Below are 17503 nucleotides of genomic sequence, written 5' to 3'. Positions count from 1 at the left end.
GAGTAAATCCTGTAATACCTTATACAAGTCATAATTGAAGATAATATGGGTATTCCCGGCCGTTGAACACCGTCTTCTGGAAAAAATTGCTGAATCTTCCGTTACACTTTGACCAGGTTAATCTATTAATCCAAAAGTAAAGGAAAAGCGAATCAATAAAGATATTTCGCAGGATAAGTTATCTATTTTGATGGGGGGTAGCCCAAGATAGTTCCGAATTTACACTGGAGGCGGCGTATCATGTGTTTATTCATTCTCAAACGTTATTTGACGTGCTATATAATATGGTCACCGCAGGCAAGCTATCCCCGAAGGCGGAATACTCAATTTCCGAATACCTGTACCGGCTTTCAATTTGCTAACCCGTACTTTTTTTCCTTCACAGTCAAATATTTCAGCTCTATAACTTCTTGCTGCCATTAACTTTACCAATACTCCATCGGTGGTTTTCGCGTTAATAACGTCAACAAGAGGTTTATCTAAAAGAAGTGGTTGGCTTTGATCGCTATAAATGCCAGCTATCAGCTTACTTCCGTCTTCGCTGCTGAGCACCGGGTAATTCATCTCCGGACCATAAGCCCTGAACTTGCCGCTCACCAAAATATCTTTGTTTTTGAGCCAATAACCTGTATAAAACCTGATCATATTCAGGTGTGATGCCGGGATATCTGTTAATCGTACGGAAAGCTGCGGAACGGAGAAGATCACATTCAGAAACTGCAGGGCAGCAACGGCTGCCCCATCTTCATAATTCCAGGTAAGCATATCAGAATGGACCGCCGTCCCGCCAGCCAGCAACCTGATATCCGTTACCCTGATCCGGTTTGTGAGCGCAGCCGCAGCACAATCTCCGGCCCTGAACATATTGCCATATTTACGCATCGCCGGGCCCGTGTAGGATTGCCGAAACTCGATCAGGATATCCGGTTTTATAGCCGTAAGTGCATTCCTTATTTCTGACATCAACGCATCAACACCCGCATAAACAGATCTGTAATCTGCTTCACTACTAACAACCGGCGGCTCATCGGGTTGATTAGTGAAACTATCGATAAAATCAAGTTTAAACCCGTCAAGCTTCCATGACCTGAGCGCATGAACATACCTCTCAACTATGAATTTTCGTACTTCGGGGTATCTTGGGTCAAGTATGGCTGCCGACTGACGATTGCTCCTGTATAAGAATTTATTCTTAAAACGCTCATAAGCTTCGGCATGATAGCCCATAAAAGGCACCGAGTACCAAAGCAGGCATTTCATTCCGGCTGCATGGACCTTCTTAACAAATTCGGGCATACTTTCAAAACGCTTTGGCTTCCAATCACCGGTAAATCCATATCCCCCGGATTTATTTACTGTTTGCCAGCCGTCATCTACAATAATTCCGGTATAACCCAGCTTGCGTGCTTCCACACATTCTTTAAGCAGTGATGCCTCATTAAAATTCTGATGATAGCTATACCATGTTGAATATAATGGTTGTTTTGCCGCTGCGGGAATATTTGCTGGACGATATTCCGGCATCCCGGCCCACCATGTACTTACTTGCATTAAGGCGTCTTCATATCTTTCGTCCAGGTCATTCAGCATAAGTGTTACCTGATATGACCTGTTATTTCGTTCTTCTCCTGAAAGAGCAATGCTTACATTACCATTGAGCACGGCGTTATCTTCATCTACTCCCGCAGACAAGGTTGTTTGGTGGAATGCATCGGAAAGGGCAACTGTTAACCTGTTTTGCCCTGCATCATTATACATAGCTAAAACAGGCGCCTGGCTGGCAAGGTTAGCCTGTACTTTGAGGCCCGCATGCATAAAACGTGCCTCGTTACCATTAGTGGTCCAAAAACCGGTGATGTCCCGGAGTGGTGAACTCCATTTAATATTAATTTCATTTTTAAACGCGCTGGTGGCAGTGAAGCGGCAGATTAGGAGTAAAAACCCATTCTTAGATTGCTCATGACTGATATTTACGCTTACACCTTCCTGTTTGGGAATAGTGAATTTGAAGGTACCCGCCTGGTATTCCTGGGCATTTACGTATTTAACCAGCAAGCAAAATATCAATAATAGTAATTTCAAAGCATGATCGGGCATAAAGCTTTTCTTGCCTCTCGGGTTAGATATGATAATTTTCATATATTAATTCGGGGATCGATAAATATTTATTTGATGGTAAGCGTCTTTTTCGATGCCAAGTCTTTTAGTTCATAAAGGCGGCGGATGTTGCTATCGTTTTTTCCGGTTATGCTGATATGATTCGATCGCGCACCGCGCACCCGGAAAAGAAGAGGGATTACCTGATCTGATGTATAATGTTCAAAACTCAGTCCGGAGACCTCGTCGAGCTCTACCAATGGAACATCGGCCATGGGAGATAGCGCTTTTAAATCAGCTATGCGGATTTCATGTCCATCTTCAATGTACACAGCCGGCCTGGCCTCACTGCCGGCCGGTTTAAACTGAATATTATAAAGACTGATGTTGTTAACATGCCTGAGATATATGCCGTAAGCCGGCAAACTGGTGCCGAACATCCGGTTTTCGGGATAAGCACGCTCCTGCTCAGGAACTTTAGCCATGTATTCACTTGTTTCCCCTCCTCCCGGGCTTTGAATATTGATATCATGCAGCACAATATTTTCAACCTTAAAATTTGGAATAGCTGTAATACTGCTCGCTATGCGGCTCACGCTTTTGGCCGTTACATTGCTGATCATTACATTCCTGATAGCCCCTGTAGGGTTGCTCCTGCTGCCAAGCCTGATAAACAGCGGAGTTTGCACACCATCCATCACGATGTTGTTGATATTAATGCCGTCCATCACCCCGCCGTCAACTATCTCCAGTGCAATTCCGGCAAGCCCGGTCACAGGCTCCTTTACCCCCGGCACACTCCGTTCCCAAAAACGAAAACGCGATTCGGAAGCTCTTCGCAAAACACAATTGCTTACGCTGATATTCCTGAAACCGCCTACCGAAGCAGTCCCCATTTTAATAAAATTACAATTGGAGGCAAGCACGCAGTTTGATACAACAACGTTTTGGCAAATGAAACTGCTGTCACTTTTAAAACACAAGGCGTCATCGTCGGTATCGATAATGCAGTTACTGACGGTTACATTTTTACTGTCGATATCCAGTCCATCATTATTAAAATTTACGTGAGCATATATGTTGATCCCTTCAACATTAACCTGGTCATTATAAAGCAGGCGAAATGTCCAGAAAGCGGAGTTTTTAAGGCTGATGCCGGAAACCCTTACTTTACGGCATTTTTTGATCATCACCAAGAATGGCCTGTCGGGCGCATTGTCGCCTTTAAAAAATGCCTCCCCGTTCCCGTTAATCTCTCCGTAACCTGTAATACCCACATCAGTTGCGTTTAACGCGAATATTAATCCCCGCTCTCCGCCAAATTTGGGGTAATCCGCACGGTCCCTGCTTCCCGAAATTTTTGCTCCCCTCTCCAGGTAAAGTTCAACATGGCTTTTTAAATGTATGGTACCCATTAAAAAATCTCCCGGTGGAACCACCACCCGTCCTCCTCCACCGGCGCAGCATGCATCAATGGCTTTTTGAATATATTTTGTAGATAGTTGGTTGCCGTTTCCTATCGCGCCATAATCTGTAATCAAATAATCGGCAGCCAGCGTTATACCCGGAAAAGCAAGGCAGGCCAAAAGCAGCGTAATGACCTTCTTCATCGGCACCATCATTTAATGTTTGTTGTTGAGAATTGAAGATTCGGTACAGACAGAATGAGCTGATCAAACAGGTATGATCCGGCAAAAGGGAATAACGGGAGCAAATAATTTCTCATAATTTATTTAAGTGTTCAAATTGGTAATTGCCTCCGCAAGAGAGCCGGGAGACAATAAAGGCGAAACTATCAATTAGTATATTTCAGGTTAAATGCATTTTCGGGCATAGTCAAGCAGAATGTGCAGACAGGGATTTTTCATTATTTTACCTGTATTATTGCTAACAGGCTTGTCGTTTTCAAATAATATGGCTGGATGCCAATTCAAAAAATCTCAAAAAAATAACACCAACTGTAATAAAGTAAGATTGCATTTTAGCATATTTGGGGACCACCTAAAAACTCAATTACTCCACTGATGCCTTTTGCACGATCGTTGACTTAAGAATGAAAAACCATGATTATTTGCTAAAATGTACTCAGTTAATTGAGGATAAAATGCAGTCGGGCCCGAGCGCTGACTGGATTGATTATCATTATACAATGCTCCATGAGCAGATCTTTGAAGCAACCAAAACATCGATCAGTGTCCGGACGTTGAAACGTATTTTCAAGGTAAACGATACCTATGAGCCGCAGATCGCGACCAAAAACGCGATGGCACAATATCTCGGCTATAAAGACTGGACAAACTTTTTAAAAGAAAACTCCGACAACGAGATCAAGCCCGCTGAAAGCCCGGCCCCTGCCCCTCCTATTAAACCGGAAGTTATTGCCGGTAACAAACGGCCAAAGATAGTATTTTGGGCAACCGGGGCATTTCTGTTAATCACGGTTATCGTGGCGGCAATGTTCTTTTTTAATCAGCCGGAAGTTACCTTCAATGTAAAAAACACATCAGGGCATGCGCCGTTAACTGCAGCTATCAGTTACAACCTCTCCCGTTTGAATTATAAGAATGCTTTCATAGATTTTGGAAGCGGAGGCGAATATAAGTTATTGCTTGGCCCTAAAGGTGAAATGACCTATCTGTACAAGACACCAAATTTTTACAAGATGAGGTTGATTGCTGATGGCCGCGTATTGTCAAAAACTACAGTTGATGTACAAACAAAAGGATGGGTTTGTTATGTAGGCAACAATGACCAGAATGCCCGGGTGGTAACCGATTCAAGCAAATTCGGCGATAAGAGTTCCTTGTATTTTGCGCCTTCAATAATAAACGGGCTTAATATAAACACCAAAGAAGAATACTGGGTTGATTACCGCAACATCAAAAATTTTCACGTGGACGGTGATCAAATGACTGTAGAATTTCGACTCCGTAACAGCCAGGATATGGGCGGGTTTGATTGCTTTGACACCAGCCTGGAATTTACAGGCGAAAGCGGCCGGGGTCGTTTTAAATTTGTAAAGCCCGGCTGCACCCAATTTGCTGATACTGAATTTGGAGACACCCAATTAACGGGAAACTTCCACAACCTGTCGTCCCTCGGCGTTGACCTATCAAAATGGACTGTGGTACGCATCGAAACCCGGAATAAAACCAGTATGGTTTACATCAACAATGTTTTTAAATATAAAACAGTATACAACGTTCCCATCGGGAACATCCGGGGCCTTTTTTGCCGGTTCAAAGGATCAGGACAGCTTGATTTTATCAGGGTATATGATCATCAGCATCGGTTGATATACGGCGATGAGTTTAACCATTAACAGGAAGAACCTTCGCCTTTTAAAAGATTGAAAACGCAAAACCCTTAACTTTATATATGAGGCACCTATGGAGTTTAACAAAACTAAAAAGACAACTCCGTAGGAGTTACGTGTTTATAGCCGAAAGACAAATCAATTTATTGGCTCCGCAGGCGCCTCCTTCTAAGAGCGATTTTTCTGTTTCAAGCCTTACTTTTTTAGTTTCTTTAACCTCTAATTTTCAGTAAACACCTTTGCAATGATCGGGGCAAGCAGGCTATACCCGGCAGCATTAGGATGAAGCCCGTCACCAAACAATTCCTCTTTAATTTTGCCTGATTCATTAAGGAATACAGTTCCGGGATTGATGTATTTGATATTCATTTCCCGGGCAAGCTTTTCAATAGAACCGTTAAGAAGGACTACCCTTGCTTCCATATTTCGGCGCGGCATGATCCCTGAAATAATTACCCTGGTTTGAGGTTGCCTTACTTTAGCGGCGGTTACAAGCTGCCTTAGCCCTTTAATAATTTCATCATTGGTATTTGATTGCAGGTTATTGATACCGATCATGAACAAAATATGATCAGCATTAAAGCCGTCCAATTCATCATGATAAATCCTCCAGAGCACATTTTCAATCCTATCCCAGCCAAAACCCATATTCTGCACAGCTAATGGCTGCAAATAAGTGTCCCATGAATCTTTTCCCCGCGCGATGGTTGATTGTGGCAGCCCGCCCCAGTAGTGAATAATGGAATTGGCAAATATGATATTTTTGGGGGCCTTTTGCCTGATAAAAGCCAGTTCATCTGCATGCCGTTGCCGCCAGTCGTAGTTTCTGTCGCGGTGCTGGGTTAACGCTTTTGTAGCTGAAATTTCGCCATCCGGTTCCTGCAGTGCAAAACGCACTTGCGAATCAAAAGCAGCCCAATCATCTGCCGCCGGGTGGCTTAACACATATACGCTTTTTAATCCTGCTGTTTGCCTGCTTATTTCCTTCAATGCTGCCTGTGTTTGCTTAGATAGAGCATGCTCACAAGGAACGATAAAGACAGGAATACCCGCCTGTTGCACCAGCTTGGCATCCTTAACAATTTCATTTATCATACCGGCACCCCTGTAAGTACAAAGCTCCAGGAATACTGCTTTTGTACCGGGCTTTATACTTTCGGCTAAGAACGCTTTCCGATCAGTTTTCGCATCAAAAACAACAACGGGCCTGTCCAGTTCCCTTTCCAGCGCCGCCGGCCAGCTTCTTCCTGCTTCGCCCCCCTTATCCTCCAACACCTGCTTGTAAATAACAATTTGCTTTTCGGGCTGAAGCGGCAACAGCTCGAACTGGCTTTGTGCATCTGTACTGATGGCAATATCCGATGGCAGCTGGCCTACCGGCAAAAACAACCTGTATTCGATACTCCTGCGCGGTTGGTGGTTATCCGTTGAAATGTTTTGAAACGACAATAGAACCGAATCCGTTTCTGATCGAGATCCCTCAAATTCAGTCCATTTACCATCATCATCCAAAGCATATAGCTTACAAATGTTATCCGAAGCTTTTTGGGTAGTATTTTGAGCTTCTCTATATGCTAAGCGAATAACAATATTGCTGGTATTCGTAACAAAATTCAGATAAGGGTAGTTACCTTTCCCTCCCGGTATCCCATTCAAAACTTGTTGAAGCGGTGTGTGAAACTCAGTCCACTTAATTCCTGTTGCCTGGGCTAAGCAATATCCCGGGATCATCGAAACAAGGAAAAGGAATATGTTTAATCTCTTAAATTTCATAGATGCGTTTTTATAAAACTGTCCGCTGAAATGCTTCAGCGGACAGTTTTTGATATTAATGGTCCAAACAATGTTAAAGTATTTTCTGCTTCTGAATACTTATTTTTCAAAACCAAACTCAACTTCGTTTGCCCAATGCGTTTTCCAGTCAGGGTGAAAGGCCCTGGCATTTAATTTGGAAACACTCCTGTCTTTAGGCAGTTCCATTGTGGCAGCAGGCGAAGCATTGTCATTTACGCGGAACGACAATTTGATCTTCTTTCCGCTTTCCAGCGCCTTATGAACGTCCGGTATTTCCGACCAGGGGATGGCGCATTCAGTAATGAGCGTATTCCCGAGCCTTTTAATAACCAGCTGGCTGTTCTTTACCGGCCCTTCGCCTGCAGATTTTGGCTGGCGGGGAAAGAAGTGCTTCCTATTGAGCTGCGGCGTTAGCAAGCGCCACATTTCTGTACCTCCGCCATATTCCGGCGCTACGCTGTTCATGGCGTACTCATAATCGGTATCCTTATAACCTGTATACCCTGGCATGGTTCCCGGAGGGTTTGCAAGCATACCATCGGCTCCGGCAGGCAGTACATTAAATGCCAGGATCACATTATCGTACGAAAAGCCAAGCCCCGAATTATCCGGGGTTACAGGATTTTTACGATAGGTATAATGACGTACGCCATCGGGCCATGGAAGCGGAAGTTTAACTTTCACCTCGGGAATGCTGAGTTTTACACCTTCGGGCATCTTTGCGGCCGTCCCCACGATATTATATCCGTTTTTTCCGTAAAGCCCTTTCCAACTGCCCCTGCTATCCAGGTCTTCCTTAACAAAAACGGCTTTGTCATGAACCTCCTGATTAGCTGGATCATCGAAGGAGATCCCGGCAACTTTTACCGATGTCCACCAGTTATAGGTGCGGAAAACTATTCTTACCTTACCTGCAAGATCAAAGGTTTCAAATGCCCCCTGCCATAAATTATCTATTTTTCTTCGTAAAAGAAAATTGCCGGTCTGAGCGTCAAATACTTCAATGGTAGCATTAGGCACCCTGATATTGGGCATATAGAAAGACACCCTGGTATACTTTTGTGCTGGCAGGCCCAGATCGATACCGAATGCGTAAGCTACATCACTACTCGAGAGGAAGTGCATGATCCGTCCGTTTCCAACAGGCATTTGTAAAGCGCCATTGTCATTGCTTTTTGAGGGGACGCTATCCTCTTTGGCGATAAGCGTCTTATCCATATCCATGATATAAGCAGTATCAGGATAAAAAAATGAATCGTCGGGCCTGTTTTCGAAACGATAAGTGCCCGGATGCGGCGTATTATCGGCGACCTTAGCGGCGAAGTAAAAGTTTTTATCGTCGTAGGCGAAATAACCGTTAGCATAACCCTCCGCCCTGTTATCAAAGTTTTTGAACGGATACCAGGCAGCTTCCGTAAGGCTCACACTTTCCGTTCCTTTACTGCTTACCGTTTGCGGTATAGCCTGTTGCCACTCGTCCAGGTTACCATCCACCTTTACCGGGATCTTTGAAATGGTGTTAACATGCATCTCCTCATTCAACACAGCAATACCATCTTTCGGCGTTTTGATGCGGGCACTTAAAGGATAAACATTGGCACTGTTAGCTTTACCTTTGATTATTTGCAGTGGCACAGTGATAGTTTCGTGAGGGCGGATACTTATGTTTTTGCTGTATGCCAATTCAAAATCCGAAAGCGTAGCCTGCAATTGCCCGCTTACCGGCCGGTTAAGAATATTAGTTAGCTGAAGATTAAGTACGGCTTTTTGCTCAATGCGCGCCGTCATATCTTTAGCAATAATTTCAATTGGCTCATATCCTGAGATCCTGGCGTGCTCCATAGCCTTAACAAGCCTGCCGAAAGAGCCTTTTGTTCCATCAGATTTGAGGTAATACCCCTGTGTATTAAGCGGAACCCGGATATTCCCTGTTTCAGACGGAATAAGATTGCCGTAAAAATCATACAGCCTAAAGTGGCTATCGGCAGGGATAACCATTGAGCCTCCCGAAAGCGGCTGATTTATTTTCAATAAGCGTTGCAGGCTATCTTTCTGAGCGGTGCTAAGCGATTTATCATTCAATTGCTTTCGGATCAGTTCTTTATCCTCAATTTCCTTAAGCCCCCTAACGTTCCTGAAAAGCAGGCGTTCGGTACCAAAAGCCTCACCAATGTCACCACATACAACCGCTGTACCGTCGTCAGGGTTATGGCCATTACCGTCAAACAACATTATCCAGGGCAAGCCTTTTTTAAACAACAGCCTTTTAAAATCCCTTTCTCCAACCAAATGCTGCACCGCGCCTACTCCAACAGCCGGTGACCAGGCATCGGGGATCCTGTCGATCATAACATGACCTGAATTTGTCATTACTTTTTGTTTAAAATATTCAGAGCCCCTGCCCCCTGTTGACAGGTATCCTGCGTAGATGCCCATAGAACGGTCATAGCCGGTAGACCTGTTGGTTGCTACAGTCAGCCCGATGCGGTCATCTGTGTTGCCCACCCAGCTTTCCGTGTCCCAAATCTTCACCCTGCCTTTCGGCGATTTGCGGTTGACCCACTCCGGGTAAATGCTTGGGGTTTCCATACCCTGGTAATGGATGGAACAAAAATCGAAGATGGGCAGGAAGGTCATTTTGCCATCAGCAAAAAGTTTGTCCCAGGCATTCGAATTCGAGTCCCCTCCCCCTACTAATACATCAGCCCCTTTTTTGCGGCCATCTAAAACCGCATCGGCCATCGCCTTATAAATTTCCCGGTATCGCGGAATATCAGATTGCCAGCCAGAAATTGAACTTCCTTCCCATGGTTCATTCCACAAAGAAACTGCTGTAACCGGCCCCTTCGGCCAACCCTGATCGACACAGAACCGGTTCACGAATTTTGCAAAATCAGGATCGGAAGAAGGCCCCCAAACCCAGTCCTGCTTGGTTTTACGCATCACGCCCTCATCGTTTAACAACGGCCTGGGCATATCAAGCGGTAATTTTGCAGTACCTGCACCAAACATCAACAAGACTGTTATATTTCTGTCGTGGTATTTTTTTAGTTTCTCATAAAGTACAGATAATTTGCCCTGATAATCGGCATCTGTAGTTGGGAAATAATCAACCCCCATCCTTATTGCCTGAACGCCAAGCCGCTGCAGAAAATCCGGATCCATATCATCCAGCGACTGCTTGGGATATTGCAGCCTTTTAGGATTGGCCGCAAAGGTTCTTACCACACTGCAAACAAGGCGGCGACCGTATTGACCCAGGTCAAGAACAAGGGCATATCCTCCAAAAGTGGCCGGGATCAGTGGCTTTACATCTATATTGGTAAAGCCTTTAGTTTTAATTGAAACGGGCAGATTTGTTGAAGAAACCGTGGCAAACTTTACCACTTCGGGCAGCCAAACATCATTGGGCCTGCCTTTGGTACCATACCGGATAATTTCCAGTTTACCCGTAACCTCAAGGGGACCATCAAGGTTGTTGACAACCTGGATGGTATAGCCCGGCTGTTCGCCGGGCCAAAGTATATTGGTATTGGTACTGGAACGGATGAGGGCAACGTCATAGTTATATTGCCTTAAGCCCGTTTTGAGATTGAAAACCTGGTCATAATTTACCCATTGCTCCGGAGAAGTCATTTGAGCAGTTACGAAAAGCGGGCTTCCCAACAGCAACAGGAACAGGCATTTTAGTAGTATCGAATTAATTGTATTCATTTATAGCTGCGGTTATTATTGGCCCGGTGTCCATTGATAAAGTACCACCTTATTAGCATTGTAATCATCTTTGGTTACCAGGTATTGCCCGTTTGATTTTCTGTAAGCGCTAATGCCGTACATCGAATCAACATCGTTACCAACGTAAACATTATTATTGGTGGTCATGCTCAATACCAGGGTTCCGGTGGCAAGATCAAAAATATCAATATTAGGTACTGCGTAATAGCCCACAAATACATAATTACCAGAAGCTGTTAACGATTTGGCCTGGCCCCTGGTAAGCGTAATTACGGTATTTGGCGTACGGTTGCCTGCCTTCCATCCGTTATAAACTTCTATCCGGTTACCAATCAGCGTCCAGTCGGCGCTTCCTCCGGCCAGTATCATCCGGTCGCCATTGGGTACATAGGCCAGGCGGTTGAGGGGAGCTATCGTTGTGGGCACAGCTGTACTCACAGGCGAAGCCCAGATTGGCTTTCCGCTGCCGGCAAAGCCCGTAAGCTCATAATATTGAATAGCGTTGGTTTTATCCTGTGAGATCCAGACACCTCCCAGCGAATCTAAGGCGAAGCCATTCCTTACCTTGGTAAAAAAATCGCCCGGGATACCGATATACCCGTCGGTATTCCTGTTAAAATAAAAGCTGTAGAAGGTATCAGGGTTTTGACCGCATGCTATCAGGATCCTTTTTCCGCCAACATTGGCGAAATGTCCGAAATGCAGGCCTCTTGATGGATCACCGAGGTTAATACGAGGGTCGGCCGGGTAACGGAATGGGTCTATGGTATTGCCTTTAAACCTTCCCCCTCCGGTACCACTATAGGTATAAAAAATGTTTCCGCTGTAAAAATCAGCGCCATCTGTCCCGGCATCCGCTCCGGCATTGCCTTCAAAATTGAGCGCTTGTAGTACCCATAATAATGTTCCGGATGTGCTGTAACAATGAATATCGGTAGCACCGTTGCGCCCTAAATCCCATGATCCCCCCCACGGGTTATTGAGCACATACAGCTTCCCGGTATTGTCCTTTCCTATCCCTACTACCCTGGTAAACCGCTTATCCCCGGTTTGCCCGCGGATACCGGTTGTTGATTCCAGGTAGCCACCGGTAACACCAAAAGTAGATTGCAATTGCGGAGTTGCCGACAGGTTTGAATAAATTTTGATATTTTGATCAGGTCCCTGGTCACCGATATAAAGTAACCCTGCTGTATTATCGCAATAAAGTGCGGAAGGCCGGCTGTTGGTTCCCATATCAATTACCGCACCGGCAACACCTGTAGTACTGTAACTTTTTACCTGTCCTGTGCTCATCTGGGCAACCCACAGGTTGGATTGGCTGTCCATCGCTAAAGCTCCCGGCTCAGTAACCGTCCACTCTCTGAGCAAAACGCCTGCATTACTATATACGCCAATCCTGTTTCCGGCAAAATCGCTTACAAAAATCTCGCTGCCGTTTACCACTATCCCGCGAATAGCGTCACCTGTTCCGTTACTTGCTTTAAACAGCAGGTTTCGCGTTTTAGTGCTTCGGCCATAGCGGCCGATGTAGCCTGCATTCGGGGCTTCCTGGGCTGTATAAATAGACGTTGAATCGCCGCTAATAGCGCTTCCCTGCGAATCTTTAGTACCGCCCATTGCCCCGATGGTAGCACCATTTTGGTATATACCAATGTTCCTGCTCTTTTCATCCCAGCCCGATGCTGTATAAACTATACCATCTGGCGAAACCCACATTGACCGGGCCGCATTACCTACGTGATTGTCAACATCTGCAAAATTGTTCCCGAACCAGGTTACGGTATAATCGTTTACTGAGGCGGGCAGGTTTTGATTACCTGTGGTTAAGGCCGGTTTTGAATGACCATCACCGGCTATAATTTGCTTTTTACAACTGGTACCAAATGCGGCAAAACAGGCCAGCAGCACATAAATTACTTTCTTTTTCATAGATCTCATTGTTGAAATTAATAACCAGGGTTTTGTTGTAGCTTAGGGTTACGGCCAACTTCACGCAGTGGTATGGGCCAAAGCATTTGGTTAGCAGAGATTCCAAGTACCGCAGTAGCGCGGCCCGTTCTTACAAGGTCATAAAAACGTTGTCCTTCAAAGCACAGCTCCTTCATCCGCTCGTTCTCAATTGCCTGTGTAAGATTATAGCCGTTAGTTACATCATTTGCACTGGGAAAATCCCGGACAGAGGCCGTTGTTACCGGCAACCCAAATGCCCTCCTCCTGATCATGTTAAGCGCTTCTGTTGCCTCGGCAACCTGCCCAAGGTTGTTAAGCGCCTCTGCACGGACCAGGATGATATCGGCAAGTCTGATTGCTATGATATTGGGGTCGGTACCATTGGTAAGCCTTAAGTATTTCCCAACATACGGCACGGGCGGTGTGGCCGGGCTATTGCTCACCGACACGTTTTTCCTGATATCACCGGTTTCAAAAGCGTTGATGATTTTATCTGTAGGTACTATCTGGTAGCTGCCGCCCTGGATACCTGAAGGGGCCGGCGTAGGTACATACAAACTGAATAAACCATTACTTTCAGACGATGAGCTTACATACTGGATTTCAAAAATAGATTCGTTGCTGTTTTTGGATGAAGCTGAAAACATGGCCGAGTAAGCAGTAGCGCCCGAAACAAGGCTGTAGGTAGTGTTATTCATCACCTCCAATGCTTTCGCGGCAGCATTATTGTAGTCCTTCATGCTTAAGTATACTTTGGCCAGTAAGGCTTTTGCTCCACCCTGGGTAGCCCTGCCACGCGTATCAATATTGGAAGGGTAACTTAAGGGAAGATTGGTTTCGGCATTTTTCAGATCGGTCACGATCTGGGCGAATACCTGGTCAGACGTAGAACGGGCAATGGTGAAATCGGCATTGAACGAATCATAAGGCGTAGTTACGAGGGGTACGCCTCCATAGGCTTTCACCAGGTTAAAATAAAAATAAGCCCTTGTAAAATATGCCTCGGCCAAAATCCTTTCTTTTTGCCCGGTGGCGAATAAGCTACCGTCAATGTTCGGTACATTTTTCAGTACATCATTACATCTGCCAATGCCTGTGTAGTTATTTTGCCAGTAAGAAGCAACTATGGCGTTATCTACCGTGATGCCATGCTGCGAAAAAGGGCTATAATTGATAAGTAAAGCACTGGCCAGATCTGAGGCAGCATCAAAAGCCACTGGATATTGGGTAGATAATGCCTGAACAGCATCATAAATCCCTGTGGCGGCGGCCTCCGCATCTGCCGGCGTTTTATAAAAATTCTCTTCGGTGATTTTATCCTGCGGAACCTGGTCAAGTACCTTGGTACATGAATTAAACAGCAATACGGGTATTAGGAGCGTTATTAAAAACTTTTTCATGATTGTTGAATTAAAAACTAACATTGATGCCTGCGCTTATGGTACGTGGTTGCGGCTGAACAGCGTAATCGATACCCAGCTGTGAATTTTTAACCGACTGATTTTGCGCTTCCGGGTCATAACCTGAGTATTTTGTCCACAACGCAAGGTTTTGCCCGCTCACAAATACTTTTGCCGACTGGATCCGCATTCTTTTTAAAAAGGTTGAAGGGAGATTATAATTCAGCGTAATGTTTTTCAGCCTGAGAAACGAGCCGTTTTCTACCCAGCGCGAAGACATTTCGCCGTTGGTGAGGCTATTGGTAACAACCGGGTCATTAAAGATTGCTTTAGGCACGTTGGTATTGGTATTAGAAGGTGTCCATCGTCCCAAAACGGTGGTACTGCCATTGTTGTATCCAACCATACGCTCCAAGATTGCCCGGGTTTGGTTATATACCTGGTTACCGTATGAGAAATAAAGGAAAACACTGAGGTCAAATCCCTTATAACTGAATGTATTGGTAAAGCCGCCCGTGAATTTTGGCAGCGCATTCCCGATGATAACCCTGTCGGCAGCATTGATCTTTCCATCGCCGTTGGTATCCTGGTAGATCATATTTCCGGTAGCAGGATCTACACCCAAACTCTTGTAGCCAAAAAACGACCCGACAGCTTCGCCTACACGATAGATACTGGTTGGAAGCGTTGTGCCATAAAGGCCGGGCAAACTTTCTGTAAAATCGGAGCTGCTGGGATCGCCTACAACCAATTGAGGAAGCTCGGTGATCTTATTCCGGTTAAAAGACATGTTATAGTTAGTGCTCCACCGAAATTTACCCCTGATATTATCGGTACTCACGTTGATATCAATACCCTTGTTTTGCAGTTTGCCTATGTTAGCACCATTCGTCCGGGCGAAACCAGATGTATAAGGCAGATCGAGCTTGAAGATCAAACGGTTGGTTTGTTTCAGATAGGCATCAACAGTGATATTGACGCGGCTATTGAAAAGAGAAAGGTCAATCCCGAGGTTGGTTTGTGTGGTTGCTTCCCAGCTTAAATCTTTATTTGATAAGGTTGAAGCAGCAATACCCGGCTCTGTGCCATAATTAATGGCGGTAGCGTAAGTAGCCAATGATGGAAAATCATTTCCTAAACCTTCCTGGCTCCCCGAAACGCCGATACTTGCACGCAGTTTCAGATCATCGATAAAATGCTGATTCTTCATGAACGACTCGTTGCTAATGCGCCAGCCGCCGGAGATTGTCGGGAAAAATCCATACTTCTGGTTGTTACCAAAGCGCGAAGACCCATCAATACGGGCAGCTACCTGTACAAGGTACCTGTCCTGGTAATTATAATTGACACGACCGAAGTAAGAAAGCAAGCCAGATTTTGAGCGATAATCGCTTGCTTCGGTACGATTGGTAAAACCGGTTATCGCCTCGATCAGATCTGTAGCGCTGGTATTCCCTGCCGCGCCGATGCGGCGGATACTGGTTACCTGGGTACTTTCGCCTATCACTCCCGAAAGTGAATGCCCTTTGGGCAAATTAGCTGTATAGGTTAGGGTGTTCTCATTCAACCAAAGCATCTGCGTAAAAAAGTCGGCCGCACCGGTAGCTGCACTCCTGTTGTTGATCTCTGTGGATTGATAACGATCATCCTGGATGCCCTGGTTATCCATACCGAAACTTGTGCGGAACTTCAGGTTGGGCAGAATAGCATATTCGCCAAAGACATTGCCTACATAACGATCAACAATGGATACAAAACGGAGGTTATTGGCCAGCATTACCGGGTTGGTAGCCCTGCGGTTAACGTCATAGTAATAGCTCCCATCGGCGTTGTAAATTGGATAATTTGGATTATATATCAACGCATTGGCAAGTACCGATTGCCCGGAGAAACTATTGTCGATACGATTGTTCAGGGAGTGCATGCCGTTAACGCTGATGCCTATTTTCAGGTTATCAGTAGCTTTATACTCCAGGTTTACGCGTCCGTTAAAACGCTTAAAATGCTGCTGCCCTACAACTGTACCTGTTTGATCCAGGTAACCGAATGATAAATAATGGGTAATGTTTTTATCCCCGCCCGATACAGATAAATTGTACTCAGAAATAGGCGCGTTCCTGAAAATTGCATCCTGCCAGTTGGTATTGATGCCGGTTTTAACAATTGCAGGGTCAACAGGCAGGTTAGCATTGGCGCGTTCTTCGGTTATCAGGTCAACATACTGATCGCCGTTTAGCAGGGGAAGCCTTTTTGTTACGGTTGCAACACCTGTATAGGCATTAAAATTAAAGCGGGCCCGTCCGCTCTTGCCTTTCTTGGTTGTTATCAGGATCACACCGGCCGCAGCACGAGAGCCATAGATAGCAGTTGCCGCAGCATCTTTCAACACCTCGATAGATTCAACGTCATTGGGGTTAATGTCATTGGTAGCCGTGATCCGTTGCCCGTCTCCGCCAAGCGGCGATACACCCGCAGGAATATTGTTCATCGGAACACCATCAATTACGTACAAAGGCCTGTTTTCACCAAATAAAGAGCCATTACCACGGATACGGATATAGGTTTCATCGCCTGGTGCGCCCGAGTTTTGAACCACCTGCACACCTGCAACTTTTCCCTGCACAGCGGCGTCAAGATTGGTTACCGGCACCCTGGCAATGTCCTCCCCTTTGATAGAGGATACAGACGATGTCAGGTCTTTACGGGTTTGAGTGCCGTAGCCAACAACCACGACTTCATTGAGTGAGGTTGATTCTTCAACAAGTTCAACAGAGATACTGGTCTTTGTACCAACAGGAACTTCCTGTTTCACAAAGCCTACCATGCTGAATACCAGGATGGCATTATCACCAGCCTTGATGGTAAAACGCCCGTTAGCATCGGTAATTGTTCCGCCTTTTTGCCCTTTAACGGCCACCGTTACACCAGGCATCGGCTGTCCTTTGCTGGTAACGGCACCCGTGATAACATTGTCCGGAACAAGGTGAAATGTGCCGCTATTAACTGCGGAATATGCATTTGCACAAGCTGCTGTACTGCTAAGGGTGATACAGCTTACAATTGCAGGTATAGCGCAAAGGCTTAATGCTTTATGCTTATACTTCCATTGAAGTAAAAATAATTTCATAATTGATTGTTAATTGTCAAATTGGTTTCGTGCCTGGTGACGCTAAATCTTTAGAAGCCCATTAAGGTGATTTACTAAACC

At 45.3% G+C, this 17503-nt stretch carries 8 protein-coding genes; 1 reads left to right on the top strand and 7 read right to left on the bottom strand.

Features of this window, described 5'->3' with window-relative positions:
- Positions 1-288 precede the first annotated feature (288 nt).
- Together SNE26_RS02830 and SNE26_RS02825 are read right to left on the bottom strand one after the other, a co-directional pair.
- Positions 289-2139, bottom strand: coding sequence for a glycoside hydrolase family 36 protein (locus tag SNE26_RS02830; RefSeq protein WP_321557867.1), 1851 nt, complete (start codon positions 2137-2139; stop codon positions 289-291).
- A 26-nt stretch (positions 2140-2165) separates the two neighbouring features.
- The gene (locus SNE26_RS02825; protein ID WP_321557866.1) at positions 2166-3707 is read right to left on the bottom strand and encodes a glycosyl hydrolase family 28 protein; all 1542 of its coding nucleotides are present in this window, start codon (positions 3705-3707) and stop codon (positions 2166-2168) included.
- A gap of 443 nt (positions 3708-4150) precedes the next feature.
- Here SNE26_RS02825 and SNE26_RS02820 point away from each other — a divergent pair, with 443 nt between their 5' ends.
- Positions 4151-5419: a hypothetical protein gene (locus tag SNE26_RS02820; protein WP_321557865.1), complete on the top strand. Its 1269-nt coding sequence runs from the start codon at positions 4151-4153 to the stop codon at positions 5417-5419.
- Between the two features lie 213 nt (positions 5420-5632).
- Here SNE26_RS02820 and SNE26_RS02815 read toward each other — a convergent pair whose 3' ends face one another.
- The 5 genes from SNE26_RS02815 to SNE26_RS02795 form a co-directional block, all read right to left on the bottom strand.
- A complete protein-coding gene (locus tag SNE26_RS02815) occupies positions 5633-7186 on the bottom strand; it encodes a GDSL-type esterase/lipase family protein (RefSeq protein ID WP_321557864.1) in 1554 nt (517 codons plus the stop codon).
- Between the two features lie 99 nt (positions 7187-7285).
- Entirely contained in the window at positions 7286-10921 is a 3636-nt protein-coding gene (locus SNE26_RS02810) for a hypothetical protein (RefSeq protein WP_321557863.1), read from the bottom strand.
- Between the two features lie 15 nt (positions 10922-10936).
- Positions 10937-12874, bottom strand: a complete 1938-nt coding sequence (locus SNE26_RS02805; RefSeq protein WP_321557862.1) for a hypothetical protein — start codon at positions 12872-12874, stop codon at positions 10937-10939.
- Between the two features lie 17 nt (positions 12875-12891).
- Positions 12892-14295 (bottom strand): RagB/SusD family nutrient uptake outer membrane protein, encoded by a 1404-nt coding sequence (locus SNE26_RS02800; RefSeq protein WP_321557861.1) that lies wholly within the window; start codon positions 14293-14295, stop codon positions 12892-12894.
- Between the two features lie 10 nt (positions 14296-14305).
- Positions 14306-17422, bottom strand: a complete 3117-nt coding sequence (locus SNE26_RS02795) for a TonB-dependent receptor (protein WP_321557860.1) — start codon at positions 17420-17422, stop codon at positions 14306-14308.
- Between the last annotated feature and the right edge of the window lie 81 nt (positions 17423-17503).

The sequence above is a fragment of the Mucilaginibacter sp. cycad4 genome, assembly GCF_034263275.1.
Classification (GTDB): Bacteria; Bacteroidota; Bacteroidia; order Sphingobacteriales; family Sphingobacteriaceae; genus Mucilaginibacter.
Note: the sequence above shows the minus strand (reverse complement) of the source record. Positions and strands in the feature narration are given on the sequence as shown.

Excerpts from the sequence above, each read along its gene's own strand:
- SNE26_RS02830 (WP_321557867.1), bottom strand. The coding sequence starts at position 2,139 with ATGAAAATTATCATATCTAACCCGAGAGGCAAGAAAAGCTTTATGCCC.
- SNE26_RS02825 (WP_321557866.1), bottom strand. The coding sequence starts at position 3,707 with ATGAAGAAGGTCATTACGCTGCTTTTGGCCTGCCTTGCTTTTCCGGGT.
- SNE26_RS02820 (WP_321557865.1), top strand. The coding sequence starts at position 4,151 with ATGAAAAACCATGATTATTTGCTAAAATGTACTCAGTTAATTGAGGAT.
- SNE26_RS02815 (WP_321557864.1), bottom strand. The coding sequence starts at position 7,186 with ATGAAATTTAAGAGATTAAACATATTCCTTTTCCTTGTTTCGATGATC.
- SNE26_RS02810 (WP_321557863.1), bottom strand. The coding sequence starts at position 10,921 with ATGAATACAATTAATTCGATACTACTAAAATGCCTGTTCCTGTTGCTG.
- SNE26_RS02805 (WP_321557862.1), bottom strand. The coding sequence starts at position 12,874 with ATGAAAAAGAAAGTAATTTATGTGCTGCTGGCCTGTTTTGCCGCATTT.
- SNE26_RS02800 (WP_321557861.1), bottom strand. The coding sequence starts at position 14,295 with ATGAAAAAGTTTTTAATAACGCTCCTAATACCCGTATTGCTGTTTAAT.
- SNE26_RS02795 (WP_321557860.1), bottom strand. The coding sequence starts at position 17,422 with ATGAAATTATTTTTACTTCAATGGAAGTATAAGCATAAAGCATTAAGC.